This window comes from Nitrincola alkalisediminis (genome assembly GCF_009821115.1).
Taxonomy (GTDB): domain Bacteria; phylum Pseudomonadota; class Gammaproteobacteria; order Pseudomonadales; family Balneatricaceae; genus Nitrincola; species Nitrincola alkalisediminis.
Genome location: NZ_VYTY01000013.1, coordinates 76,038 through 99,293 on the forward strand (window position 1 = coordinate 76,038; position 23,256 = coordinate 99,293).

17 protein-coding genes are annotated in these 23,256 nt (G+C 45.3%); 6 read left to right on the top strand and 11 right to left on the bottom strand.

The window, feature by feature from the left end; all coding sequences use genetic code 11:
• Positions 1–157 precede the first annotated feature (157 nt).
• Both F5971_RS16420 and F5971_RS16425 read left to right on the top strand, forming a co-directional pair.
• On the top strand, positions 158–1,639 hold the full coding sequence (locus F5971_RS16420) for a SulP family inorganic anion transporter (RefSeq protein ID WP_193496100.1): 1,482 nt from the start codon (positions 158–160) through the stop codon (positions 1,637–1,639).
• Positions 1,640–1,772: 133 nt separating this feature from the next.
• Complete coding sequence (locus F5971_RS16425) at positions 1,773–2,000, top strand: DUF2798 domain-containing protein (RefSeq protein ID WP_036508598.1); 228 nt, start codon at positions 1,773–1,775, stop codon at positions 1,998–2,000.
• A 7-nt stretch (positions 2,001–2,007) separates the two neighbouring features.
• Here F5971_RS16425 and F5971_RS16430 read toward each other — a convergent pair whose 3' ends face one another.
• Together F5971_RS16430 and F5971_RS16435 are read right to left on the bottom strand one after the other, a co-directional pair.
• On the bottom strand, positions 2,008–4,374 hold the full coding sequence (locus tag F5971_RS16430; RefSeq protein WP_193496103.1) for an EAL domain-containing protein: 2,367 nt from the start codon (positions 4,372–4,374) through the stop codon (positions 2,008–2,010).
• Positions 4,371–5,264: an SEL1-like repeat protein gene (locus tag F5971_RS16435; protein WP_193496105.1), complete on the bottom strand. Its 894-nt coding sequence runs from the start codon at positions 5,262–5,264 to the stop codon at positions 4,371–4,373. Before F5971_RS16435 ends, F5971_RS16430 begins: the two co-directional genes overlap by 4 nt.
• Before the next feature lie 233 nt (positions 5,265–5,497).
• Between F5971_RS16435 and F5971_RS16440 the strand changes: the two genes are divergently transcribed.
• A complete protein-coding gene (locus F5971_RS16440) occupies positions 5,498–7,825 on the top strand; it encodes a diguanylate cyclase (RefSeq protein WP_193496107.1) in 2,328 nt (775 codons plus the stop codon).
• Between the two features lie 18 nt (positions 7,826–7,843).
• Here F5971_RS16440 and F5971_RS16445 read toward each other — a convergent pair whose 3' ends face one another.
• Positions 7,844–8,254 carry a DUF3429 domain-containing protein gene (locus tag F5971_RS16445; protein WP_193496109.1) on the bottom strand — a complete coding sequence of 137 codons (411 nt, stop codon included), beginning with the start codon at positions 8,252–8,254 and terminating at the stop codon, positions 7,844–7,846.
• 81 nt (positions 8,255–8,335) lie between these two features.
• Positions 8,336–8,899, bottom strand: coding sequence for a YqaA family protein (locus F5971_RS16450; RefSeq protein ID WP_036508628.1), 564 nt, complete (start codon positions 8,897–8,899; stop codon positions 8,336–8,338).
• A 201-nt stretch (positions 8,900–9,100) separates the two neighbouring features.
• Here F5971_RS16450 and F5971_RS16455 point away from each other — a divergent pair, with 201 nt between their 5' ends.
• Genes F5971_RS16455 through F5971_RS16465 form a run of 3 tightly spaced genes read left to right on the top strand, consistent with a single transcriptional unit; the run spans position 9,101 to position 14,300 of the window.
• Complete coding sequence (locus tag F5971_RS16455; protein WP_193496111.1) at positions 9,101–11,323, top strand: GGDEF/EAL domain-containing response regulator; 2,223 nt, start codon at positions 9,101–9,103, stop codon at positions 11,321–11,323.
• Between the two features lie 28 nt (positions 11,324–11,351).
• A complete protein-coding gene (locus tag F5971_RS16460) occupies positions 11,352–12,329 on the top strand; it encodes an ABC transporter substrate binding protein (RefSeq protein WP_193496113.1) in 978 nt (325 codons plus the stop codon).
• A gap of 9 nt (positions 12,330–12,338) precedes the next feature.
• Positions 12,339–14,300, top strand: coding sequence for a sensor histidine kinase (locus F5971_RS16465; protein ID WP_193496115.1), 1,962 nt, complete (start codon positions 12,339–12,341; stop codon positions 14,298–14,300).
• Between the two features lie 84 nt (positions 14,301–14,384).
• On the opposite strand, the gene ugpC is transcribed toward F5971_RS16465, so the two are convergent.
• From ugpC to umuD, 7 genes are all read right to left on the bottom strand, one after another.
• The gene (gene ugpC, locus F5971_RS16470) at positions 14,385–15,440 is read right to left on the bottom strand and encodes a sn-glycerol-3-phosphate ABC transporter ATP-binding protein UgpC (protein WP_193496117.1); all 1,056 of its coding nucleotides are present in this window, start codon (positions 15,438–15,440) and stop codon (positions 14,385–14,387) included.
• 3 nt (positions 15,441–15,443) lie between these two features.
• Complete coding sequence (gene ugpE, locus F5971_RS16475) at positions 15,444–16,292, bottom strand: sn-glycerol-3-phosphate ABC transporter permease UgpE (protein ID WP_036508637.1); 849 nt, start codon at positions 16,290–16,292, stop codon at positions 15,444–15,446.
• An 8-nt stretch (positions 16,293–16,300) separates the two neighbouring features.
• Complete coding sequence (gene ugpA / locus F5971_RS16480; RefSeq protein ID WP_193496119.1) at positions 16,301–17,185, bottom strand: sn-glycerol-3-phosphate ABC transporter permease UgpA; 885 nt, start codon at positions 17,183–17,185, stop codon at positions 16,301–16,303.
• 69 nt (positions 17,186–17,254) lie between these two features.
• Positions 17,255–18,547, bottom strand: coding sequence for a sn-glycerol-3-phosphate ABC transporter substrate-binding protein UgpB (ugpB, locus tag F5971_RS16485; protein WP_420329336.1), 1,293 nt, complete (start codon positions 18,545–18,547; stop codon positions 17,255–17,257).
• Positions 18,548–18,857: 310 nt separating this feature from the next.
• Positions 18,858–20,483 carry a methyl-accepting chemotaxis protein gene (locus F5971_RS16490; RefSeq protein WP_193496121.1) on the bottom strand — a complete coding sequence of 542 codons (1,626 nt, stop codon included), beginning with the start codon at positions 20,481–20,483 and terminating at the stop codon, positions 18,858–18,860.
• Between the two features lie 216 nt (positions 20,484–20,699).
• A complete protein-coding gene (umuC, locus tag F5971_RS16495) occupies positions 20,700–21,977 on the bottom strand; it encodes a translesion error-prone DNA polymerase V subunit UmuC (protein WP_281348340.1) in 1,278 nt (425 codons plus the stop codon).
• Between the two features lie 6 nt (positions 21,978–21,983).
• Positions 21,984–22,478, bottom strand: a complete 495-nt coding sequence (umuD, locus tag F5971_RS16500) for a translesion error-prone DNA polymerase V autoproteolytic subunit (RefSeq protein ID WP_051514232.1) — start codon at positions 22,476–22,478, stop codon at positions 21,984–21,986.
• Positions 22,479–23,256: the final 778 nt, after the last annotated feature.

Sequence of the window (23,256 nt, forward strand, 5' to 3'; positions counted from 1 at the left end):
ATTGCGATTCTTACCATCAAATTTGGTTGAATTGCAAACCCCCTGTCATAGGCTGAGTTTATCTTAGCCCTTTTCGTATGCCTGTTTGCCAACTCTGAATAATCCTTATGAAGGCTGACGGGCAGTTGTGTTTATTCTCTGATAATGGATGCTTTACATGTTGTTTTCTTCAACGCGCCAAGACTGGCTTGGCAATGTGCGTGGTGATTTGCTCGCGGGTTTAGTGGTGGCCTTGGCGTTAATTCCTGAGGCAATTGCCTTCTCGATCATCGCGGGTGTGGACCCTCGTGTGGGTTTGTATGCCTCATTTTGTATTGCCGTGATTATATCGATTGTGGGTGGCCGTCCGGGCATGATTTCGGCGGCAACGGGGGCAATGGCATTATTGATGGTGACATTGGTTCGTGAGCATGGCTTAGAGTACTTGCTTGCCGCGACGATTCTAACTGGGGTTTTCCAAATCGTTGCAGGTTACATCAAGCTAGGTGCGCTGATGCGCTTTGTCTCGCGCTCGGTGGTGACAGGCTTTGTCAATGCGCTGGCCATTCTTATCTTTATGGCACAATTGCCTGAACTCACGAATGTGACTTGGCATGTATACGCGATGACAGCGGCAGGTTTGGGGATTATTTACCTCTTCCCCTATATCAATAAAACTATCCCATCACCGTTGGTGTGTATTTTGGTGCTGACTGGCGTCGCTCTGCTTCTGGATCTGGATATTCGCACCGTGAGTGATATGGGACAACTGCCCGATACCTTGCCGATTTTCTTATGGCCGGATGTGCCTCTCAACCTTGAAACACTTTGGATTATTTTGCCCTATTCTGCGGCCTTGGCTGTGGTTGGTTTGTTAGAGTCCTTAATGACAGCAACGATTGTCGATGACTTAACCGACACCAAAAGTGATAAAAATCGTGAGTGTAAGGGACAGGGAATTGCGAACATAGGTGCAGGCTTACTCGGTGGTATGGCGGGTTGTGCAATGATTGGACAGTCGATTATTAACATTAAATCGGGTGGGCGCGGTCGACTTTCAACCCTGTCGGCAGGTGTGTTCTTATTGCTGATGATTGTCTTCATCGGTGACTGGTTAGGGGTCATTCCTATGGCTGCTTTGGTGGCGGTGATGATCATGGTGTCGATCGGAACCTTTAGTTGGGAGTCCATTACGAATCTTAAGAAGCATCCAATGTCGACCAATGTTGTGATGCTGGCTACCGTAGTGGTGGTCGTTGCCACGCATAATTTGGCGTATGGTGTGTTTGTTGGGGTGTTAATTGCCTCCTTGAATTTTGCCAATAAAGTGGGCAAGTTCTTGTACATCAAGTCTGAAAAAGAGGCAGGCAATACACGTCGTTATCGCGTTGTTGGACAAGTGTTTTTCAGCTCGGCTGAGTATTTCTCTTCGTCTTTTGATCTTAAAGAAGATCTAGACAAGGTCATTATTGATGTAAGCCGTGCGCACTTCTGGGATATCACCTCCGTTGCCGCATTGGATATGATCGTGATTAAGTTTAGACGTGAAGGCATTGAGGTTGATTTAATCGGACTGAATGAAGCCAGTGCAACCATCGTTGATCGTTACGGTGTTCATGATAAGCCTGAAGCCATTCAAACAGCGATGGGGCATTCGTGAAGCCATGCTCCCAATAGTTTGTCACCTAATTTAAAATTAGATGAGTCTAATGTATTATAGCTGGCACTGATGTCATTTATCTGTAAGAGACTTCAATAGAAGTCTCTGTTTCGTTTTGAGAGGGAGAAGGTTGATGTTACCAAAACGCTATACACACCTTGTGGGCACTTTTTTTATGTCGATCCTGATGGTATTTATAATGACGGCGCTGATTACTCTGATCAATACCGGTATTGAGTCAGGCTTTTTAGTGCGTTGGGCGAAGGCATTTGTCATTGCTTGGCCCATTGCATTTTTGTTGATTTTTATGTTTGGTAAACGGATGCAACAGTTGGCTGCAAAGATTTGTACTCAGGATTGAAGCGAGTTTAGGATAGTGTGCTAGGGCTCGGCATTCCAAAATAGGCGCCTTGAGAAAAATCGACCCCTAGTTCGGCAATTTGATGCTGTACTGCTTCGCAATGGACAAACTCAGCCACTGTTTGCAGGTTGAGTTGTTTTGCGAAGGTAACAATCCCTTGCGTTAAAATACGAGCGTTCTGATCTTCATGAATGCACTTAATGAGACTGGCATCTATCTTGATAATATCCACATTTAATCTGAGCAGGTGTTCAAAATTGGAATAGCCAGTGCCAAAGTCGTCAATCGCAATACGGCAGCCATAGGCTTTAACCTTCTGAATAAAATGAATGACCTCTGCATAGTTCTTGATCCCGTCGGATTCAAGAATTTCAAAAATGACACGATGGCCGATATTGTACGAGTGCAGTGCGTCCATGATTTTCGCAATAATGCTTGGATCAACCAAGTCTGAATAGGAAAGGTTGATTGAAAACTCATAAGGGAGTATTGAGAAGTGCCTAAAGCACTTTTCAATCATAATTAAAGTCAGTTGACGATCCAGTCGTAAGCGGTGAGCGATGTCTAAAAAGACACCGGGAGACACCAACTCGTTGTGTTCATTTTGCATACGAATCAGGCACTCGTATTTAGAAATGCAGTGTTGATTGTTGTCATATATAGGTTGAAAGTACGGAAAAATTCGATCGTCATTCAGTGCCTCTCGCAATTGACGTGCACGAAATTGATTTTCGGCGTAGAGGGCGTCTTTTGATTGTGAGTGATCGTAGACGCAATAATGAAGCGATTGTTGGCGTGCTTCGTGAAGCGCTATGGCGGCTTGTGTCGTTTGTTTATTGGAAGTAAGTGCTGACGATGCGCTAGAGGGTAAAACGGCACCACAAGTAAAGTCGATGCTCAATAATTGCTCGTGCCAAAGAACATTAAATGCCTTCAAGCGTAAAAAGAGCGCTGACAGAGTGTCATGTATTGCGCCTTCATTGGAAAATTGACCGACTAGCGCAAACTCATCACCGTACACACTGAACAACTTCGTTTCCAACGTGTTTGGCAGTTCTTGCTGAAATTCGTTTAATCCTTTAGCAAAGGCAATTAAAACACTATCGCCACATTGATTACCGAACAGCGAATTAATTTCACTGAAACGGTCTAGATTGATTAAGATCAGTCCTGAGTTTGGGTGTTGATTCAAATACTGCGTAAGACGCAGGCGATTAGCAAGACCCGTCAGGCTGTCGGTATAGGCCGTCCTGAGGTCTGCTAAAAGGCGAATAATTCGTCGAATTAAATAGGCTGAGAGCAAGATCAAAATAATAGCGGTGGTAAATAGAATCGTTTGATTGATGTGTTTGACCGGAATCAGAACGGCATCAATTTCGTCTTGAGGAACACCAATCCCAAACACCATCCCCGAAAGCGTGTTTGAGTGCAAAAGAGAGTAAGATCGCTGATCCACATTGATTCGAGAGATCAGCGGTGAGGCTTCACGGTTAAATGCTTCGAAGTAATGTGAATGCTGAGTCAGTTGTAACTCCAAAATTGAATTAATGAGGTTTTGAGCATGTCGCGTATCGTCACTCAGACTTAAACTTGAAAGGTTACGATTGTTGCTGTCCAGTAAGAAAGCAAAGCTGCCTTGCGTCACTTCAATGTAACTGACGAGGTCAATGATTCGATCTGCGGTCCAGTCCGTTGTTGCAAATCCAATGAAGTGCCCGCGGGCATTAATCATGGGAGTGATTAAAGTTATTTGTGCTCGATTTTTACGGGCGTCAAAATAAACGGGCGTCCAATAGATATCCTTAATACGTCCTCTTTCCCATCGCCAGTTGGCAGGGATCGCTTGGGTAAACCAATCGCGCATTTCGTAAGACGCATCTTGAGTGTTTATTTTTGTTATTTCGTTGCCATCAAAAACAAATGCAGGATTGTAGTGGCGTTGATTTCCGCTGAGGATGTTAGGTTCATACCATAGGCCAATACCTGCAGCGCCATCAAAATTGATGAGGGTATCGCGTAGCGCTGTTTCCAGTTCATTTTGAAGTTGTCGTTCATCGGTAAACAGATTGTTGGTTTCGTAGCGTAAACTGTAAAAGGTTTCGCCTAACTGACTCACGGACGTTGTAAATTCTTCTAGAGATTTTTGCTCGTACTCAATGCGCCCAAGTCCAGTTCGATACACTTCACTGATCTGTTCGTTTCTGAGATCGACAATAACCCGTTGTGAGTAGTTTAGATTTAAATTTGACAGGGTCCACATGCCCCCAAAAAGCAGTACGATCAAGAGAACAATTAACCAAAGAATAGACTGGCGAATATTATCATTCAGTATCTCATTGAGTTTGGATAGGGTACGTGCCGAGCCACTGTTCATTCGGGTTTTACGTCCAGAGCGTTGAGCGCCTGCTGGGCTTCGGTGTGTCCCATACTGGATGCACGTTGATACCAGAGTGATGCCTGACGCAGGTCGGTGGGCGTGCCGTGCCCTCTCTGGTGCAATTGCCCTAAAAGGTAGGCAGCCTCGGCTGAACGAGGCGCCGCTCTGTTGGCCCAATGTAGCGTTTGATCATAGTTTTTGAGCGCATAATGCACTCTTGCCATCTGTGTTTGCGCAGCAACATCGTTCTGTTCCGCAAGGGGTTGGCAGATTTTTAAGGCTTCATGATAGTTTCGGATACTCACAAGCAGATAGCATTCTTTTAGCGCATCTGCATTTGAGGGTGGGCTGTCTGTGCGAGAAGGTGAGCTCAATGTGTTGGATTGAGTTGCATCAATGGTCTGCGCGCTTGCTTTTTGAGTGGCACCCTGCGCTACGGATGCAGCCAAGCGCTGCGCATAGGCGTTTACATCGTTCGGACAGGAATACAAATACCCGGCTCGGTAGCGATTTAAGTTGGCTTGAGTGAGCGCTTGGTTGTTAAATCGCTCAGCAATGGCCGCACACCGACGGTCTCGCTCAGCTCGAACGCTGTTCAATTCCGAACGTAATTCTTTGCGGTGGCGGTTTCGTTCAAGGTACTGAGTCAACGGATCTATGTAGGGCTGAGCGAACAGTTGATTGATTTCACTATTTTTTGACTGGGTGGGTGTCTGGCTTAAGTCTTGAATAGCTTCCCCCGAACGCTTAATCAGTCCACCCGTTTGTTTGAGGAGTGTTTGACGTTGAGCCGTTTCGCAGCCTACAAGCATCATTACAATACAAATAGAAGCCATCATGCGAAAGGTCGATGTTAGACGAGAAGGAAAAAAGGGTGGCTGAGTCATGTCGTCGATTCAATCTATATGAATAACAGGCTGTGGCTTCTAAAACATATAACGTACCATACTTCAACGAGACACTAAATCAGAATTCTTACATCCGCTGTCTAAGATTTCAAATTGTCGGCCAAGATAAATACACTCGACATCACGACGCTCTGCGCATAAGATCAAGCGTCTTGTGCTGAGTTGTGATGGGTTTGCTTTGTTCAGCTTAATCGGTTAGGAATCCGTATGAAATGACTTGTCGTCTTAAGTCTAGCGCTAACAGGAGTACACAACAGATCAGTCTTGGTTTGCTTGTTTTTATATTTGCACTTCTAATCGTTAACTCCGTGTTCGCCCATGAACAGCCTTCCATTGCGGATGAAGAAGAAATCATCATCCAACTCAAGTGGAAACATCAATTCCAATTTGCGGGTTTTTACGCTGCACTCAAGCAAGGCTATTTTGCTGATGAGGGGCTGAACGTGCGTTTGAAAGAGCGCAACCCGAGTATCAATATTGTTGATCAAGTCATTCGACAAGAGGCGCATTATGGCGTTGCCGATTCTGTTGTCATTCTGCAAGCGGCCAATCATCAGCCTGTCGTATTGGTTGCTGCCATCATGCAGTATTCAGCCAATGCCATTATGACCCTGGAGCAGTCTGAGATTAGGAGCCCACAAGACCTGATTTCACGTCGTATCTCCTTTTACGATAACGATTCCGATGGGATCGACATCTTAGCCTTGTTAGCAACCCAGGGTATTCGCGGCGCAAATTTAATCCGTAAACCCTGGGATGAGCGCGTTGATGCGTTGATCAATAATGATGTGGATGCAATCGTGGTTTACGTCACCAATGATCCTCATGTGTTTAGAGAAAGAGGTTATGACGTCAATCTTATTTATCCGCGAGATTACGGCGTAAGCCTGTATGGCGATATTCTCTTCACCCATCAGCAGGAGGCCGAACAGCATCCTGAACGTGTGGCGGCCATTCGGCGCGCTGTGATCCGAGGTTGGCACTATGCGTTGGATCATAAAGAAGAAATAGTCGACCATATTATTGAACATTACAACACGCTTGGTAAATCGAAAGCGGCCTTGATGATTGAGGCTCACGGGATGGAAGCATTAATCTCTCGCTATACCGCCGAATTAGGGCAGTTTGATCAGGGCCGAATTGACTATATCGTTGATCTTTTAGACAGGCTCAACCTATTGGAGTCCAATGGTATTGGTGGCAAACATTTAGTTTTCTCGTCGAATACAAAGGGCGTACTGTTAACCGAAAGTGAAAAGGCATTTTTGGCCTCTTTAGACAGGATAAAAGTCGGTGTCGAAGCGGTTGGGTATCCACCGTTTGAAATGCTGAATGATAATGGGCAGTATCAAGGGATTGCCGCTGACTATTTAGCACGTTTAGAGGAGTTGCTGGGTATTCGATTTGAATTTGTTCAAGAAGAGACTTGGTTAGATGTGCTAGAGAACTTAAGGTCTAAAGAGATTGATCTGATAGCAGCGGCCGCTCAAACGCCAGAGCGTCTTCAGTATGCAACATTTTCCAGCCCCTATGTGCGTTCGCAAATGGTCATCGTGACACGCAATGACGTCGATTATGTTGCGAGTATTCGTCAACTTCAAGGACAATCCATTGGTGTGGTGGCGGATTATGCGCCAGATGAGTTGCTATCTCGATACTTTCCGGAACTCAGTTTAAAGCATTATCCAAGTACCGTTGATGGCTTGCGTGCATTATCCGTTGGGGAGGTGGACGCCTTTGTGGACAATTTGAGTGTTGTCAGTTATTTAATCCATCGTGAAGGCTTGGCAAATTTAAAAGTATCGGGTCAAACGCCCTATGTTTTTGATTTATCAATAGGGGTTCGCAAGGATTGGCCGCTCTTGCAAACCGCTATCGATAAAGCCTTAGCTTCTATGTCGTCTGAAGAGCATAGCGCTATTTATCATCGTTGGATTCGGTTTGAGGTGGTAGAGCATGTGCCCTGGAAAAATATCTTGCCCTTCATCATTGCTGCTGTTTTTGTTGCCATGGTTCTCGTCTATTTCCTGTTGCAATTACGTTCAAAGAATCAACTGCTTGCCCAAGTGTCTGTAACGGATAAGTTAACCGGTACCTACAACCGACATCATTTAGACCATATACTGATGGAGTTGTTTAAAGAGGCAAAACAAAAACGACAGTCCTTAGCGATTGTATTGTTTGATTTGGACCGTTTTAAATACATTAATGATGAGTATGGGCATCAAAAGGGTGATGAGATATTGCAGCAATTTTCAAACATCGTTAAAGACAATGTGCGCTCCACCGACGTGTTTGGTCGCTGGGGTGGTGAAGAGTTTTTGTTGGTCTGTCCGTTCACCAATACAGAGCAGGCCATTCAAGTCGCTGAAAAAGTGCGACTTTTATTGAGTGAGCAAGTACTGATTGAAAAGGAAAAGGTCACCGTCAGTGCTGGAGTGGCTTCCGCGAACATGATGCCGAATGTGGATGCTTTAATTACGTCGGCTGATAAAAAACTCTACCTCGCAAAAGAAAAAGGGCGCAATCGAGTGGAGTAAAGTATTTATAGCTTTACTTCAAACGAAAAAAACACATAAATGACAAACAGATACGATGCTTGTTAGTTGCCATCGCAAGGATGCATAACCCATAGGGTAGGCTTCATCAATCCTTTCTGCAACCTCCACAATTCTCAGCAGTATGAAGAGCCCTGTCTGAATTAGCAGTATGTAATCAGATAGCCAAATAAAGCTCAAAAAACTAAACACCGGAAAGCTAACCGCCCAAAGAGCGAGTCGGTTTTGATTGGTGTGTTGATACAAAATGGGCCAGATAACACCAGACATAAAACCGAGAATCAAGCAGCTGTAGATCGAAAACAGTAAAAAGGATTCTTCCGGCTGCCCATCATTCCCGGTCATCAGTGCATAGGTCAGGTAGATAAAGGGCAGTAAGCCTGAGTATCCCAGTGTTTTTATCAGCAACATAGTGGCATCCGTAACGCATAAGGTTTCGTACTTTTACGATGTTTTCTTTGAGTTAGATGACTGGATTGCGAAGAGTATGCTCTACATAAATAAGCTTTTAGCAGAGGTTAAAAGCCAGTAGTAGAGATAAATTCGAGGTATCCTAAATAGAACTGAAGCCGATAAAACGACATACCAACGAATGTTCAGAACGCCTGCCGTCCAGCAGGTGACGGAGTAGGGCAGGGGCGTTATGGCACCAATTACCACGGCCCAGAAACCATACTTTTGAATAAATGCTTGGTGTTCATTTTTAAAACGACCAAACAGTCGCTTTGACCAGTTAAAATGCCCCAGCCAGCGTCCAATTCCAAACCCAGTCATGCCCGCGATCACGGATACAACGCCCAGTATACCCACATAAAGAGGCCAGTTGGCTGAGAGTGGGCTTTTAGCAATGACAATTAGCAATATATCAGGTGGAAAGGGGGTGACGAGTGTATCCGTAACCAACAGAATTAAGGCAAGCCCCAGAAAACCAATTCGTTCAACAACCCAAGTGGTCGCAAAGGTCATTTCGTCTTCAAAAATGACACCCAGCCCAACCATAAGCGTAATAAATAGCACGAGTGCCAATAAAGCCTTAATTAAATTTTGTTGAATCATTAATGGTTATCACTCCGATTGACAGGGCCTGTTCATCTTCGATATGAAGGTTGCGAAAAATGCCTGAGGAATGAAATCCTGTCAATCAAAACCGATTGGTTTGCGGACGATAATTTGAGACCTATGCCGCTATTGCTTATTCTCATTACATTAGCTAAATTGAATTGTAAAAATACATTTCATTTTATATGGAAGGCTCAAATGACAGATGATGAGCTGGTTTCCTTTGACGATGAAATCACATTTCTTGCCGAGGAGGCGTGCTCAGGTCAACAGGACGACATCTGGAATGTTTTGATTGTTGACGATGACCATGATGTTCACTTAACCACACAAATGGCGCTAGCTGATTTATCCATAGAGGGACGTAAACTGGCATTTCACAGTTGCTTCTCTGGAGCGGATGCCTACGATTTTCTCAGCAAGAACCCATTAGAAATCGCGGTAATTCTGCTAGATGTCGTGATGGAGAGCCATGATGCTGGGCTTAAGTTGGTTTCCTTAATTCGTGAAGACCTCAAACTATCCTTTCCAAGGATTATTTTACGGACAGGACAGCCAGGTTATGCGCCTGAAGTCGATACCATTCGTCGATTAGACATTAATGACTATAAAACAAAATCTGAATTGACACGTGGAGGGCTTTATACAGCTTTATCTGTCGCGATTCGCTCTTACGCTCAGTTACGTCAAATTGAGATTAATCGTTTAGGTCTTGAAAAAATAGTTAAAGCTATTAATGATTTAAGCCGAATTCGTGGTTTGAGCTCATACGCTGAAGGTGCTGTCCTTCAAATATGTTCGATACTGTCCATACCAGAAGAGGGACTCGTCTGTGTGCAAAGCGTCACGTCAAGCGCGAGCGAGCCACTCATCATTGCCGCCGCTGGTAACTTCGCACGTCTGATTAATCAGCCGTTAGACGCTCTTCCCAATCCCTGTATGAAGTCAGCATTACGTCAAGCGCTGAGTCAACGCTCACACATTATTGGGCGTCATACGGCACTGTATTTTGGTTTAGAGAATGATCGTGAGATGGCGGCCTGTATCGAGTCAAATCGCGTTTTAACCGCGGTAGACGAACACCTATTGAACGCATTTTGCGCCAGTGTGTCAGTTGGAATCGATAATCTGGGTTTGAATGCGCGAATCGAGTCCTTAGCTTATGTTGATCCTCTATTAGGGATTGCCAATCGTTATAGGTTCGAGCGAGCCATCACCGAACAGCAGGCTATGTTTACTAATTGTGTGCTGATTCTGGTGGATATTGATGATTTCTCATCCGTAAACTCCACGCTTGATCAGCACTTTGGAGACGATGTGCTGAAGGCCGTCTGTGCAAGGCTCAGTCATTTTATATCCAGCGATGTTATTTTAGGGCGTGTGGCTGGCGATTGTTTTGCGCTAGTGGGTCCAGCAGAGTCTGTTAAGTACGATGACATTATTCAGTTATTTCAAGATCCTTTTATCGTTAATAATGAGTCTTTACGAATTTCAGTTACCTGTGGCGTGGTGTCTTTAGAGCAGGAAGGCATGGCTACGCAGGGGACCGAGCTATTAAAAGATGCGAATATTGCGTTGAAACAAGCAAAGCTTTTCAGCCGAGGCAAGGTTCAGTATTTCAAAGCCAGTTTACGGCAAGCGGCAAAGGATCGTATTGAATTGTTGACAGGGCTACGCGAGGCATTTTCATCCGATCGTTTGTTTCTTTGTTACCAGCCACAAATCGATTTACGCAGTCGACGTATCATAGGAGCAGAAGCACTGCTGCGTTGGCGTAATCAGCAGGGTCAGTTTATCCCCCCTGATCGTTTTATTCCGTTGGCCGAGCAGTCGGGTACCATCATCCCCATTGGTGCGTGGGTACTAAGAACCGCCTGCGCTCAACTTCGGCAGTTAATTGATCTAGGGTACGCAGATTTTAGAATGGCGGTTAATGTTTCGTATGCGCAGTTCCGTGAACCGGACTTTGTCGATATGTTGAAATCTGTGATCCACGATGCGCGCGTGCCTGCCGAGCAACTTGAAATAGAATTGACTGAGTCCATTGCAATCGAAGATCCGCTTGCTATTAATAAAACTTTGTCCGCGATTCGCACACTGGGAATTAAAGTGGCTATGGATGATTTTGGAACCGGCTATTCGTCATTAAGTGTATTGAATAGGCTTCGGATTGATCGTTTAAAAATTGATCGTGCGTTTGTGGCCGATGCATCGCTGAGCGCGACAGAAGGCAACCTTGCGCGTGTTATCGTGCATCTTGCTAAAGACTTTCAATTAAACGTAATTGCTGAAGGCATTGAAACTGAATCTCAGTTAAATGAGCTGGTAAAGATGGGCTGTGATGAGGGACAAGGTTACTTCATCGCGAAGCCGATGGATGCTAAAACCTTTGTCGATTGGTTGGTGATGAATGCAACCTAATTAAACGAGTCCCCAGAGGCAGAATAGAATGAATGCGATCGCGAGGTTTTGTTTTGCCAGTAGCGTTGTTTTTGTGGGTATCGTCATAATTGCTATGCTTAAGCCTGATAAAGAAAAGGCTGTTAAAATCGGTGTTGTGAATTACTTACCGATGTTGGAGTCAACGTTAATTGGTTTTAAACAGGGTCTATCGGATCTAGGTTACGCTGAGGATCAAGTGCAATGGCTTTATTCGGGGGCTATCGGGCCGGATGAACATTCCGTTGAGGCAGAAGCGGCACGTCTCATCAACCAAGAACGAGTTGATCTCTTGCTCACAATTGGTACGCTTCCTACAGTGTTCGCTAAACAACTGACTCAGCAGCAAGCGAAACCGACACCGGTGATATTTGCGCCTCTAATCAACCCGGTCGGTGCCGGAATTATTAAGACATTGGATAAACCCGGTGGCAACGTGACGGGGGTGCACAATGGTAATAATGCAGAAAAAGTAGTTGAGTGGCTGTTAACGCTTGCGCCTAAAACAAACTACTTTTTCACCTTTTACCATCCTGACGATGCTGTGTCTGTGTCCATTGTTGAGGATATTGCATTTACACAACAATTTTTTTATCCCGTTATTTTTCGTTCAATTCCTGTTGAAAGTGAGCAAGACGCCTTAGGATACTTGCATCGTTTACCCACCAACAGCTCTTTGTTAATTACCCCAACGCCGAGTCTAGGATCGATGTCATTGCTGCAGCAGGCGGCACTGGCTCAAGGTGTTTTTGTTGCAGGGTATAACGTTTCGGCAACCTATACCCTGATGAGTTATTCGGTTGATTGGTATCAACAAGGGTATCAAGCCAGCTTACTGGCCGATCGTGTTTTGCAGGGGATTGATCCAAGCGTGATTTCGGTTGAGGCGGCTGAGAGTTACTTATCCTTTAATCTCGCCAATGCGCATGCGTATAGTTTTAAAGTTGATCCTAAGTTTTTGAAACTATCAGACTTTATTATAAGGTAAGGGCTGATTATGGTTGCTCGATTGCGAAAACGGCTCAAACAAGAAATGGCATTGGCCTTTTTATCGGTCTCGTTGATTGCACTCACCATTGTCGGCAGTGTAGCGGCCTATCACATTTTTTATTCCCAACGCCAGTTGGTGTTGGTGACACAGCAGCAAGTGGCCCAACGCGTCAGTCAAGAGGTTAAAGAGTTGTTGAAACGCTCTGTTCGACACCTTGAGTTGTTAGTCATATCCAGTGATTTCGAGCGTCAACCCTTATCGGTTCAGTCTGAGCTTTTATTTGAGTTTTTTCATTGGAAAAAAACACATGACTTTATTGCGCTGTACGCGGCTGATAAAACCTATCTTTTCCACACTCACCGCTTGTATTCGCAAAGCCAGGGGTTGAGTGATTCCGGACTCATTCACGCGGCCTTAGGCGATGTGGTTCGAACACAAAAAAGTTATTTTGGCGATATTGTGTATAACAGCACGACCGGCGAACCCAGTATTTTAATCGCCATACCTGTGAAGGATGTGGTGACTGGAAACATGACCCACATTATTGTCGTATCTCTGCGCTTTAAAGCGATCTGGGATATTATGGCAAGGGAAGCAAGAGAGTCACAGTTTTCGGTGTTTTTAGTGTCTGATGATCACCGTGTGGTCGCTCACAAAGATCCTTCGGTGGTGTTAGCGCAGCAACGTTTTCATCTAGATGAGGGCGTATATGTGAGTCGGGGTGTGGATGGTCACCGTGCCATTATAGGCAAGGCCTTGCTGTCATTAGAGAATAGGCACTATGTTCTGTATTCGGAACAGAGCTTCCGCCACGCCTTCTCCGAAGCGAGAGAAAAAGCAATTTGGATGCTCGTAGGTGTGTTGTTGGCATTCTGTGTGGCTGTTGTGCTCGGGATTCAATTCAGTCGTAGGATTACACAACCGCTTGACCAGTTATTGACGGGTGTCCGATCTGTAACTAAGGGGGATTTAGACCAGCAAATTGAAGTATCAGGTCGTAATGAATTGTCTATGTTGGCTCAATATTTTAATGAAATGACACGACAATTACGCGATTTAATATTTGAGCTACGGTCTAAAACCAAGGATCTAGAGGCCGAAGTCTGTACTCGTGTTCAGGCAGAAGATTCACTGCGCACTCTTAATTCAGAACTTGAGCAGCGCGTAATTGAACGAACGCAAGTCCTGCAGGAAACGCTGGACCATTTACAATCGACCCAGGAATCACTGGTTCAATCCGAAAAACTGGCCGGTTTAGGCGCGATGGTGGCCGGGGTTGCCCATGAGCTGAATACCCCGATAGGCAATGCTTTAATGATGTCGAGTACATTAAAGGAGAAAAGTCAGGAGTTTGAGCAATCACTTCAGCAAGGATTACGGAAGTCGGAATTGCAAAGCTATACGGATCTTGTCAAAAAAGGCAGTGAAATATTATGTTTAAACCTGAATCAAAGCGCCCGACTGATTTCCAGCTTTAAACAAGTAGCGGTCGATCAAACCAGTTATCAGCGCCGTTCCTTTTTATTGAGTGAGGTCGTCGAAGAAATAGTGTTGACGATGGCGCCGACCCTGCGCCATTCGAGCGTGAAGGTCTCAACATCGATTCCCGACTCCATTCGCCTGGATAGCTACCCCGGCCCGCTCGGACAGATTTTACTCAACTTGATCAACAATGCGATTTTACATGCCTTTTCTGAGGGTGAGTCAGGAGCCATACTGATTCAAGCCAAACAAGAAGGCGAGCGTTTACTATTGACTCTCGAAGACAACGGCAAGGGTATTTCTCCAGATCATTTGGGGCGCATATTTGATCCTTTTTTCACAACGCGCTTAGGCCAAGGCGGTTCGGGTCTAGGGCTGAGTATTGTGTTCAATTTGGTGAAGGGGATATTGGGGGGATCGATTGAAGTGAGCAGCGAACTGGGTAAAGGTACCCAGTTTTGCCTAGACATTCCATTGGTGCGATGAAGGTAGATAGAGTATCTGTATGAGCGCAATTGCAGCAGAGCCACAATGCGCGATCAGTAAGCCAGCAATCACGAGTATTTTCGGTTATTGAATATCTGTGCGCCGTTGGCTGGATTGGTTGAATGGATGGACTTTAGTGAGCGGAATATACACGCTTAATCGGGGATTTTCATGCACCTGAGGATCGATGTCGACGCGTAGTGTTAAATCCTGACCCAAGGGTGTTTTGACGTATAAATGGCTTTCTGCTCCAGCAGGCTCAAATAACCCGACTTGACAGTCCAAACACAGAGCATCTTCCTTGGGTCTAGACAGCAGCAGTTGATCTGGACGTATCCCTAGAATATCGGTTGTTGCAGGTAATTGACTCAATAGATGTTGGTTATCGCTCTGTTGAAACTCAGTAATAGGGATAAGATTCATGCTGGGTGAACCGATAAACTGCGCAACAAATAGAGTGTCTGGACGGTTGTATACATCCATAGGACTGCCGACCTGTTCAATGCGGCCTTGATTTAATACGACTAAACGGTCGGCTAAGGTCATGGCTTCGAGCTGGTCATGAGTCACATATAGAGAGGTGGTTTTCAGACGCTTTTGCAGTTGTTTAATTTCTAAACGCATCTGCACACGAAGCTTCGCGTCCAAGTTGGATAGAGGTTCATCCAATAAAAACACCTTGGGTTCACGAACCAAGGCTCTCCCCATGGCCACACGTTGCCTTTGTCCGCCCGATAAGGCTTTGGGCTTACGCTCTAAGAAGGGCGTAATTTCTAGCATTTTAGCAATCGCATCTACTCGTGTTTTAATTTCATCTTTAGAAAATCCACGGTTCTTAAGGCCATAGCCTAGATTGTTGTAGACAGTCATGTGTGGATACAGCGCATAGTTTTGGAACACCATCGCAATGTCACGTTCAGATGGCTCGAGATCATTGACGCGTCGTTCGCCAATAAATAAATCGCCTTCTGTGATGCTCTCTAGGCCTGCAATCATTCGTAATAGAGTGGATTTTCCACAGCCTGAAGGGCCAACGAGTACAATAAATTCACCGTCTTTGATTGTTAAATTAATCTCTGATACGGCTTTCACATCGCCCGTGTACATTTTTCCTAAGCGGTTTATTTGAATAGATGCCATGGTTTACTTCTCTGTTTCCGTCAGGCCTTTCACAAAAAGACGCTGCATAAATAAAATCACTAAAATGGGTGGGAGGGCGGCTAAGACCACCGTCGCCATGACGAGGTGCCACAAGGGTTCTGCATCGGCGCCTGTCACCATGCGTTGTATCCCCATTACAATGGTGTAGTACTCTGGATCGGTGGTGATTAGGAGTGGCCAGAGGTACTGGTTCCAGCCGTAAATAAACATGATGACAAACAAGGCAGCGATATTGGTGATCGATAGGGGTAGCAAAATATCTTTAAAAAACTTCAAAGGACCTGCGCCATCAACGCGTGCAGCTTCTAACATCTCTTCTGGAATCGTCATGAAAAACTGCCGAAACAAGAAAGTGGCCGTAGCCGATGCAATGAGTGGGATGGATAAACCTGCAAAACTATTGAGCATGCCTAGATCTGCAACCACCTGAAACGTCGGTACGATTCTAACTTCGACAGGTAGCATAAGGGTTAAGAAAATGACCCAAAAAAAGAACATGCGAAATGGAAAACGAAAATACACAATTGCAAATGCAGACAGCAAGGAAACCAGCAGTTTGCCGATCGTGATGGTCATTGCCATTACGAAACTGTTCCAGAGCATCGTATGAAGAGGAGGCGTTCCTGCACGCGAGCGACCTTCAAATAAGACTTGTTTGTAGTTTTCAAGTCCTTGGGAGCCTGGCAATAAGGGGAGGGTGCCACTTAAAAATGTGCCTGCTTCATGTGTCGATGCGATCACCGCCAAGTAAACAGGAAACACCACCAGTGCAACCCCTAGGATAAGGATGCAATGTGTCATGAAGCGTGACCAAGAATTGTTTTCAACCATAAGGATGCCTAGTAATTAACTTTACGTTCAATGTAACGAAATTGAATTACGGTCAACAGGACGACGATGGCCATTAAAATGACGGACTGAGCTGCTGATGAGCCTAAATTCATGCCAATAAACCCGTCTCTAAACACCTTATAAACAAGAATATTGGTGGCTTGAGCAGGCCCACCTTCGGTTGTTGCATGGATAACACCAAAGGTATCGAACATGGCATACACGACGTTGACGACCAATAAAAAGAAGGTCACAGGGGACAGGAGCGGAAACACGATCGTCCAAAAGCGTTTGAAGGGTTTTGCACCATCAATGGCAGCCGCTTCAATTAACGATTGTGGAATGGATTGTAAGCCTGCTAAGAAAAACAAAAAATTGTACGAAATTTGTTTCCAAGCAGCGGCAATGATCACCAATAGCATTGCATGATTGCCGTTTGCACGGTGATTCCACTGATAGCCAAGCATGTCCAGTGCATAGGGTAAGATGCCAAGTGTGGGGTTAAAAATAAACCACCAGAGTATGCCTGCAATCGCAGGTGCCACCGCATAAGGCCAAACCAGAAAAGTCGTGTAAACATCACGGCTGCGGATAAGCCTATTGACTAATACGGCAAAAAGCAGAGCAACACTCATGGATAAAAGCGTGGTGCCTAGCGAAAAGGTAAGCGTAACTTTGAGGGCTTGAAGATACTGATCATCAGCAAACAGGCGAGTAAAGTTATCAAACCAGACAAATTCTGTTTTAAAGCCAAACACGTCTTGGCGAAGTAATGACTGGTAGAGAGCCTGAGAAGCAGGCCAGACAAAGAAGATGAGCGTTACAACCACTTGCGGTGCCAAGAGTAAATAGGGCAGATAGCGGTGATTAAACGTCATGCGTTTCGTTTGCATCGTTGAGTGATCCTGGAGCTAAAAAAAGACCCCCGTGCGATGCAACGGGGGTTGAATGAGAGTATTCAATTAACGGTTAGCCGCTTCAAACTCACGCAGTAAGGCATTGCCGCGTCGTACAGCAGAGTCGGCCGCTGCTTGACCTGTTTTTTGACCAGTCATTACGGCTTCCATTTCTTCAGAGATGATGTCGCGGATTTGCACAAAATTACCGAAACGTAAACCCTTTGAGTTTTCAGTTGGTGCGTTCAATGTCATTTGCTTAATTGAGGTATCTGCACCTGGGTTGGCGTCATAATAGCCTTGAGACTGAGTGAGATCATAAGACGCCTGAGTGATAGGGAGGTAGCCCGTGCTTTGGTGCCAATCTGCCTGAATCTCTGCTTGTGAGAGGTACTCAAAGAAGGCGGCAACGGCAGCATAGTCTTTTTCAGCATGACCACGTAAAACCCATAGGGTTGCACCACCGATAATGCTGTTTTGGGGAGCGCCCTCTACGTCATCGTAGTAGGGTTGAAAACCGAAACCGACATCAAACTTGGCATTAGCGAGTACACCTGAGCGGCTGGCCGATGAGCCAAAAAACATGGCACATTCACCTGAGTAGAACAAAGGCGCTGCATCAGGCCCAGGACCCGGGCCACCCCATTTAAATACACCTGCGTCCTGCCAGGTTTTTAAATTATCCCAGTGACGAGCGACCTGTGGATTATTGAAGGTGAGTTCTGTGTTAAACCCTTCAAAACCATTTGCCTGAGTGCCTAAAGGTAAATTGTGCCAGGCACTGAAGTTTTCCAGCATGACCCAGCTTGGCCAAGAGGTCGTGAATCCGCAGTTACTTGCACCTGTCTCACGCAGTTTTTCTGATGCGCTGACCATCTCTGCCCAAGTGCTGGGAGGGTTATCACTATCCAATCCCGCTTTGGTAAAGGCATCTTTGTTGTAATACATGATGGGGGTGGAAGAGTTGAACGGGAAAGAGAGCATGTTGCCATTTGGGTCTGTGTAGTAACCCACGACGCTTGGAAGGTAGGCGTCTTTATCAAATGTTTTATCGTGATCGGCCATCAACTGGTAAATCGGATAAATTGCGCCGTCTGCTGCCATCATGGTGCCCGTACCCACTTCGAATACCTGAACGATATGTGGATGTTGGCGTGCACGGAAGGCCGCAATTGCACCTGTCATGGTTTCAGTGTAAGTGCCACGAAAGCTCGGAATCACTTCGAACTCATCTTGGCTGGCATTAAAGTCTTTAGCAACTTGTTCAAGTTTTTCGCCAAGCTCTCCGCCCATGGCATGCCACCAGTTGACTGACGTTTTTGCTTGAGCGGTACCGGCAGCCAAAGACACACTGAGCATGAGTGTGCTGAGCGCAAAGGTTTTGAATGAACGCATGTTTCTCTCCTGACGTGCACTGGTTGTCTGGGGGATCTTGTTATGATTGAGCCCAGTTTTTAAAGTGATTTAAAGTCAGGAGACATTAGTGATTGAATGTTAAAGGTTTGTTTCAGTTGCGTGATGGTTTTGTGAAGTGATTAACGTTCTTGTGTCAAATGAAAAAAATCATTCGTTCAATCGTAGAAGGTTTGAACGAATGATCAATATCCTTTGCAACATCCCTGTAAGCTATCTCCTTTATGCACTTGGCTGTGAGAAGGGTGTCAAAAACTTACAGTTTGAAGCGATGTATTTCCGATTTTAAATCGTTGGCAAGGTGTGATAGGTCTTCACTGGCCTTAACGATTTGCTCTGAAAGGACCATCGAAGACTCGGCAGTCAAGGTAATACGTCCAAAGTTTTCATTGATCGTTTCGGCAACTGCTGATTGCTCTTCAGTCGCACTGGCAATACGAATATTCATATCACTAATTGAGGCAACGGATTCACGTATTTTTCGGATGGATTCACGAGCATGTTTAGCTTGTTCCACAGAGACGGTGGTTTGATTTAAGCCCTCTTGCATGACGGTAACGGCTCTTGCGGTTTGTTGCTGTGATTTGTTGATCAGGTTTTGTATGTTGATGGTTGAGTCCTTTGTTCGGCTCGCCAGTGAGCGGACTTCATCTGCGACCACGGCAAATCCACGCCCTTGATCACCCGCTCGCGCAGCTTCAATGGCCGCATTTAAAGCAAGTAAGTTGGTTTGCTCCGCAATGTCGGCAATAATTTTAACAACGCTGCCAATCTGTTTGCTGTCTTGTTCAAGTTCTTGAATAACAACTGAGGCCTCAGCAACATGGCTCGAGAGTTGAGTGATGGAACTGACTGATTTTGCAACTTCTTGATCGCCAATTTCAGTTTCCAAGTTGGCATTTTTTGCGAGATCCGCTGCGTCTTGTGTTAAACGGGCAACATCCTGAACCGCATGTGACATCTGACTAATTGCAGAGGCACCTTTGTAGGTTTCATCTTTTTGAGCTTCAATTTTTCGTTCATTCTCGTTCGACAGTTGTGATAATTCGGCAGATGAACTGGCCACACGATTCGCCATTTTGGTCATTTGGCGGATGACTCTGGAAAGATCTTCAGCCATTTTGTCAATTGAACCCATAATGCTTTCTGCATTCGTTGAGTGGGTGCGTATAGATAGATCACCCTGAGCAAACTTTTGAATAATTTCAGAGGCGCTTTCTGCCGTACCACCAATCAAAAGCTTAAGCTTTCGCAGAGTTCGGTAGGCGATGAAAATACCCACCGCAATCGCGATAGCCGTTATGGACAACATCATGGTCAGAAAACCACCTGTTTCATTACGGACAAAAGCAACCTCGGCTTGTATTTTTGCTTCTTGAAAGTCAATAAATGCATTGATGGCGGCAAGCCAATCGCTGTAAGCACTGGCTGTCTCATCCATGAGGAAGGATTGAGCTGAAAAATGACTGTCATTGAGAATATCGAGCGTTTCTTCTGTCAAGCTGAGTGTTCGGCGTTCAATGTCTTTAATAATTTTTAGTAATCGCTCTTCTTCTGCTGTAACATTTTGTTTATCAAGAAATAATGCGTCAAGCTGGCGGGCGGAGTCTTGATAAAAAGCATCTAAACGCGTTATGTCGTTTAAATGTTTTTGGCGTTCGTCGGCATCAAAAACAAGAACAGCATCGCGTAATGAAATTGCTCGATCATGTACACTGCCACGAAAGTTAATCGCGTAGCGTTGTTTGCGGCTATCATAGTCATTCACATTAGAAAGCACTTGATCGACACGTGTGACTTTTACGACTCCAAAAATGGATAGTGTTAACATAAATAGCATTAACAGAGTGAAACCAATAAAGACGCGTTGGACAATGCTCATTTTAATCCTTAATGCATCAGAAAGAGGAGTGCTAGGAGGTGTGTTTGATTGCGGCTATTCATTTAAAATGAAGCGCAGATTTTCCGAATTATTGCAGTTTTTTGACAGGATTACATTGCTTCTTTAGTACGGGATTTATAAAAAATATTGACTTAAATCAATGATAAGCCAGAATTTTAATCTGGATGCATTTAAGTGCTTCAATCGATTTCGACGCTAGACCACCCAAGGAATGTCTTCCCAGCGTGTGGTATAGCTGGGGGATAGTTTTTGGCGCTTCATTGACCAATCTTTACGCATTCCTTGGCTTGCAATATACAAGCGTCCTGCTGAGCTGTGGTTAACTTGATCGAGCAGTTTCATTAGCGTTTGGGAGTTGGCATGCGGGGTTGCTGGGTCGAATAAACTAGGTTGATAGATGCCGGGCTCATAGAAGTCAGAGAGCATCACGCCTGCTTTCATGAAGCGGTGGCCGTCTTGCCATATTTGCTGTAACAGAGCATGCGATGCTTTGATTAGCTCACGGGTATCATCGGTGGGAATAGTCATTTCAAGACTGCGTGATGGTGCGTAGCGAGGTTCCGATGGATTGAAAGGGTTGGTGCGCATAAATACAGTAATCATTTTGGCATAACGCTGTTCTTTACGCAGTTTTTCAGCGGCCCGTGCTGTGTAGTCTGAAATTGCTTCTCTCATGGCAGCGAATTTATGAATACGCTGGCTAAATGAACGGCTGAAAACAATTTGTTGTTTAGTTGGCGTAATGCTTTCTAAAGGCAAACATGACTCGCCGTTGAGTTCTCGAACAATGCGTTCCACAACCACTGAATAGTGTTTTCGAATATAGTGCAGGTTGGCATTTGCAAGATCTAAGGCTGTGTGAATACCTTCATTTTCCATACGTTGGGTCAGCTTTCGACCAATGCCCCATACCTCGCCAACAGGCACTAAGGCCAAGAGTTTTTGCTGCCTTTCTCGGGTGGTCAGATCCACGACGCCTTGTGTTTTGGTGTAGTGCTTGGCGGCATGATTGGCAAGCTTAGCCAGTGTTTTGGTTGGAGCGATGCCGACACAGACGATGATTTTTGTCCACTGTTGGAGCGTTTGCCTTAGTGTTAAGCCAAAGTCGAAGAGAGAAGTTAGATTGTCGATGCCCGTGAGGTCGAGGAAGGCTTCATCAATTGAATAGACTTCGACCTGTGGTGCGAGTGTTTCCAATGCCGACATGACACGCGAAGATAGGTCTGCGTAGAGGGCATAGTTGCTCGAAAACGTAGCAACTTGGTAGCGGTTGACGAGGTCTTTGATTTGATAAAAGGGCACGCCCATTTTAATGCCAAGCTGTTTCGCTTCTTTTGAGCGTGCGACCACGCACCCGTCATTATTGGAGAGGACGATTAAGGGTTTGTTTTTTAGGTCGGGTCGAAAGAGTGTTTCGCAGCTGGCAAAGAAGTTGTTGCAGTCCACCAGCGCAAAGATAGGTTTTCTAGGCATCTGGCTTCATTTATCTGTGTGTAAAGGGTGTGTTTTGAGGGGCTGTTTCTTGTGTGGGTTGGCGCTTGCTCGGGTGATTTTTCGAATGATGTTGGTCACGACGCCAAAGATTTCAAATTGATGTGATTCGTTGATTTCAATAGGTGGGTAGGCGGGGTTGCAGGGTACGAGTCTGGGCTTTGGGTGTTGTTCGAATTGTTTGACGGTCATTTCTCCATCAAGTGAAGCGACGATGATGTCTTGGTGTCTGACGTCGAGAGAACAGTCAACGATGAGGATGTCCATGGCGTAAATGCCTGCATCGATCATTGAGTCACCTTGTACGCGAACAAAAAAAGTGGCGCTAGGGTGTTGTACACAGAGTTGGTTGAGGTCGAGCATGTGTTCTACGTAGCCTTGTGCAGGAGAGGGAAATCCTGCGGATACGCGTTCTAAAAAGAGCGGTATTTTTAGCTGGTGCGTGTGTTGTTCTGGATGTGGGGTTAAGGGGGGGATGTTCATAGCCCTGTCTCCTATACTGTTTATATGTACAGTATTATGGATTGTGGGGCCGTTGACAAGGGGATTTTTACGGTTAATAAATAAGTTGAGCTGGCGATAGTTATGCACAGTAGCTGTGAATAAGTGTGTGGGTTTGAGGTGTATTTGTGCTTAGGTCATATGTGGGGCGCGGGTTTGGTGGGGGTGGTTGTTCTTTGAGCAGGTGGATGGTTTGATGGGCTTTGTTATTGTGTAGGTATTTTCGTTATGGGTAGCGTGTTTTTTATTAAACTGGTGGCAGTTCAGATCTGAGCATGTCATCGGAAAGCCGGATGGTGGCTGGTCGCTAACCGATAGGAACTGCCGCTGGGTTAATATAGGCACTGTATTCATTATAGGCATTCTACCCACCCCTTCCAGAGAGCTGCCGTGAATACGTCCGTGTAGGCTTGAATGCCGCATCCATGCGGCATGCACTCTCTGAAAGTGATGGGTAGAGTGCCTTTGAGAGTGTTGTGGTGTACTTGGCTTTTTAAAAGCATTAAAGTTTAGGTAGTAAGTTCAGCCATTGAATTGGGTCTGCTGCCTTTAAAGGATAAACAATATAAAGATCAGGATGATCATCATGCAAAATTTCGATTTGTTAGACCCCCGTAATGACTATGTGTTTAAACGCATCTTTGCTGAAGCGCCAGATTTGTTGGTGCATTTGATCAATGATGTGCGGCCAGATTTGCCGTGCATTACGTCGGTAGAAGTTTTAAATCCCAGTATTAATCCAGCTGAGTTGACGGGCAAG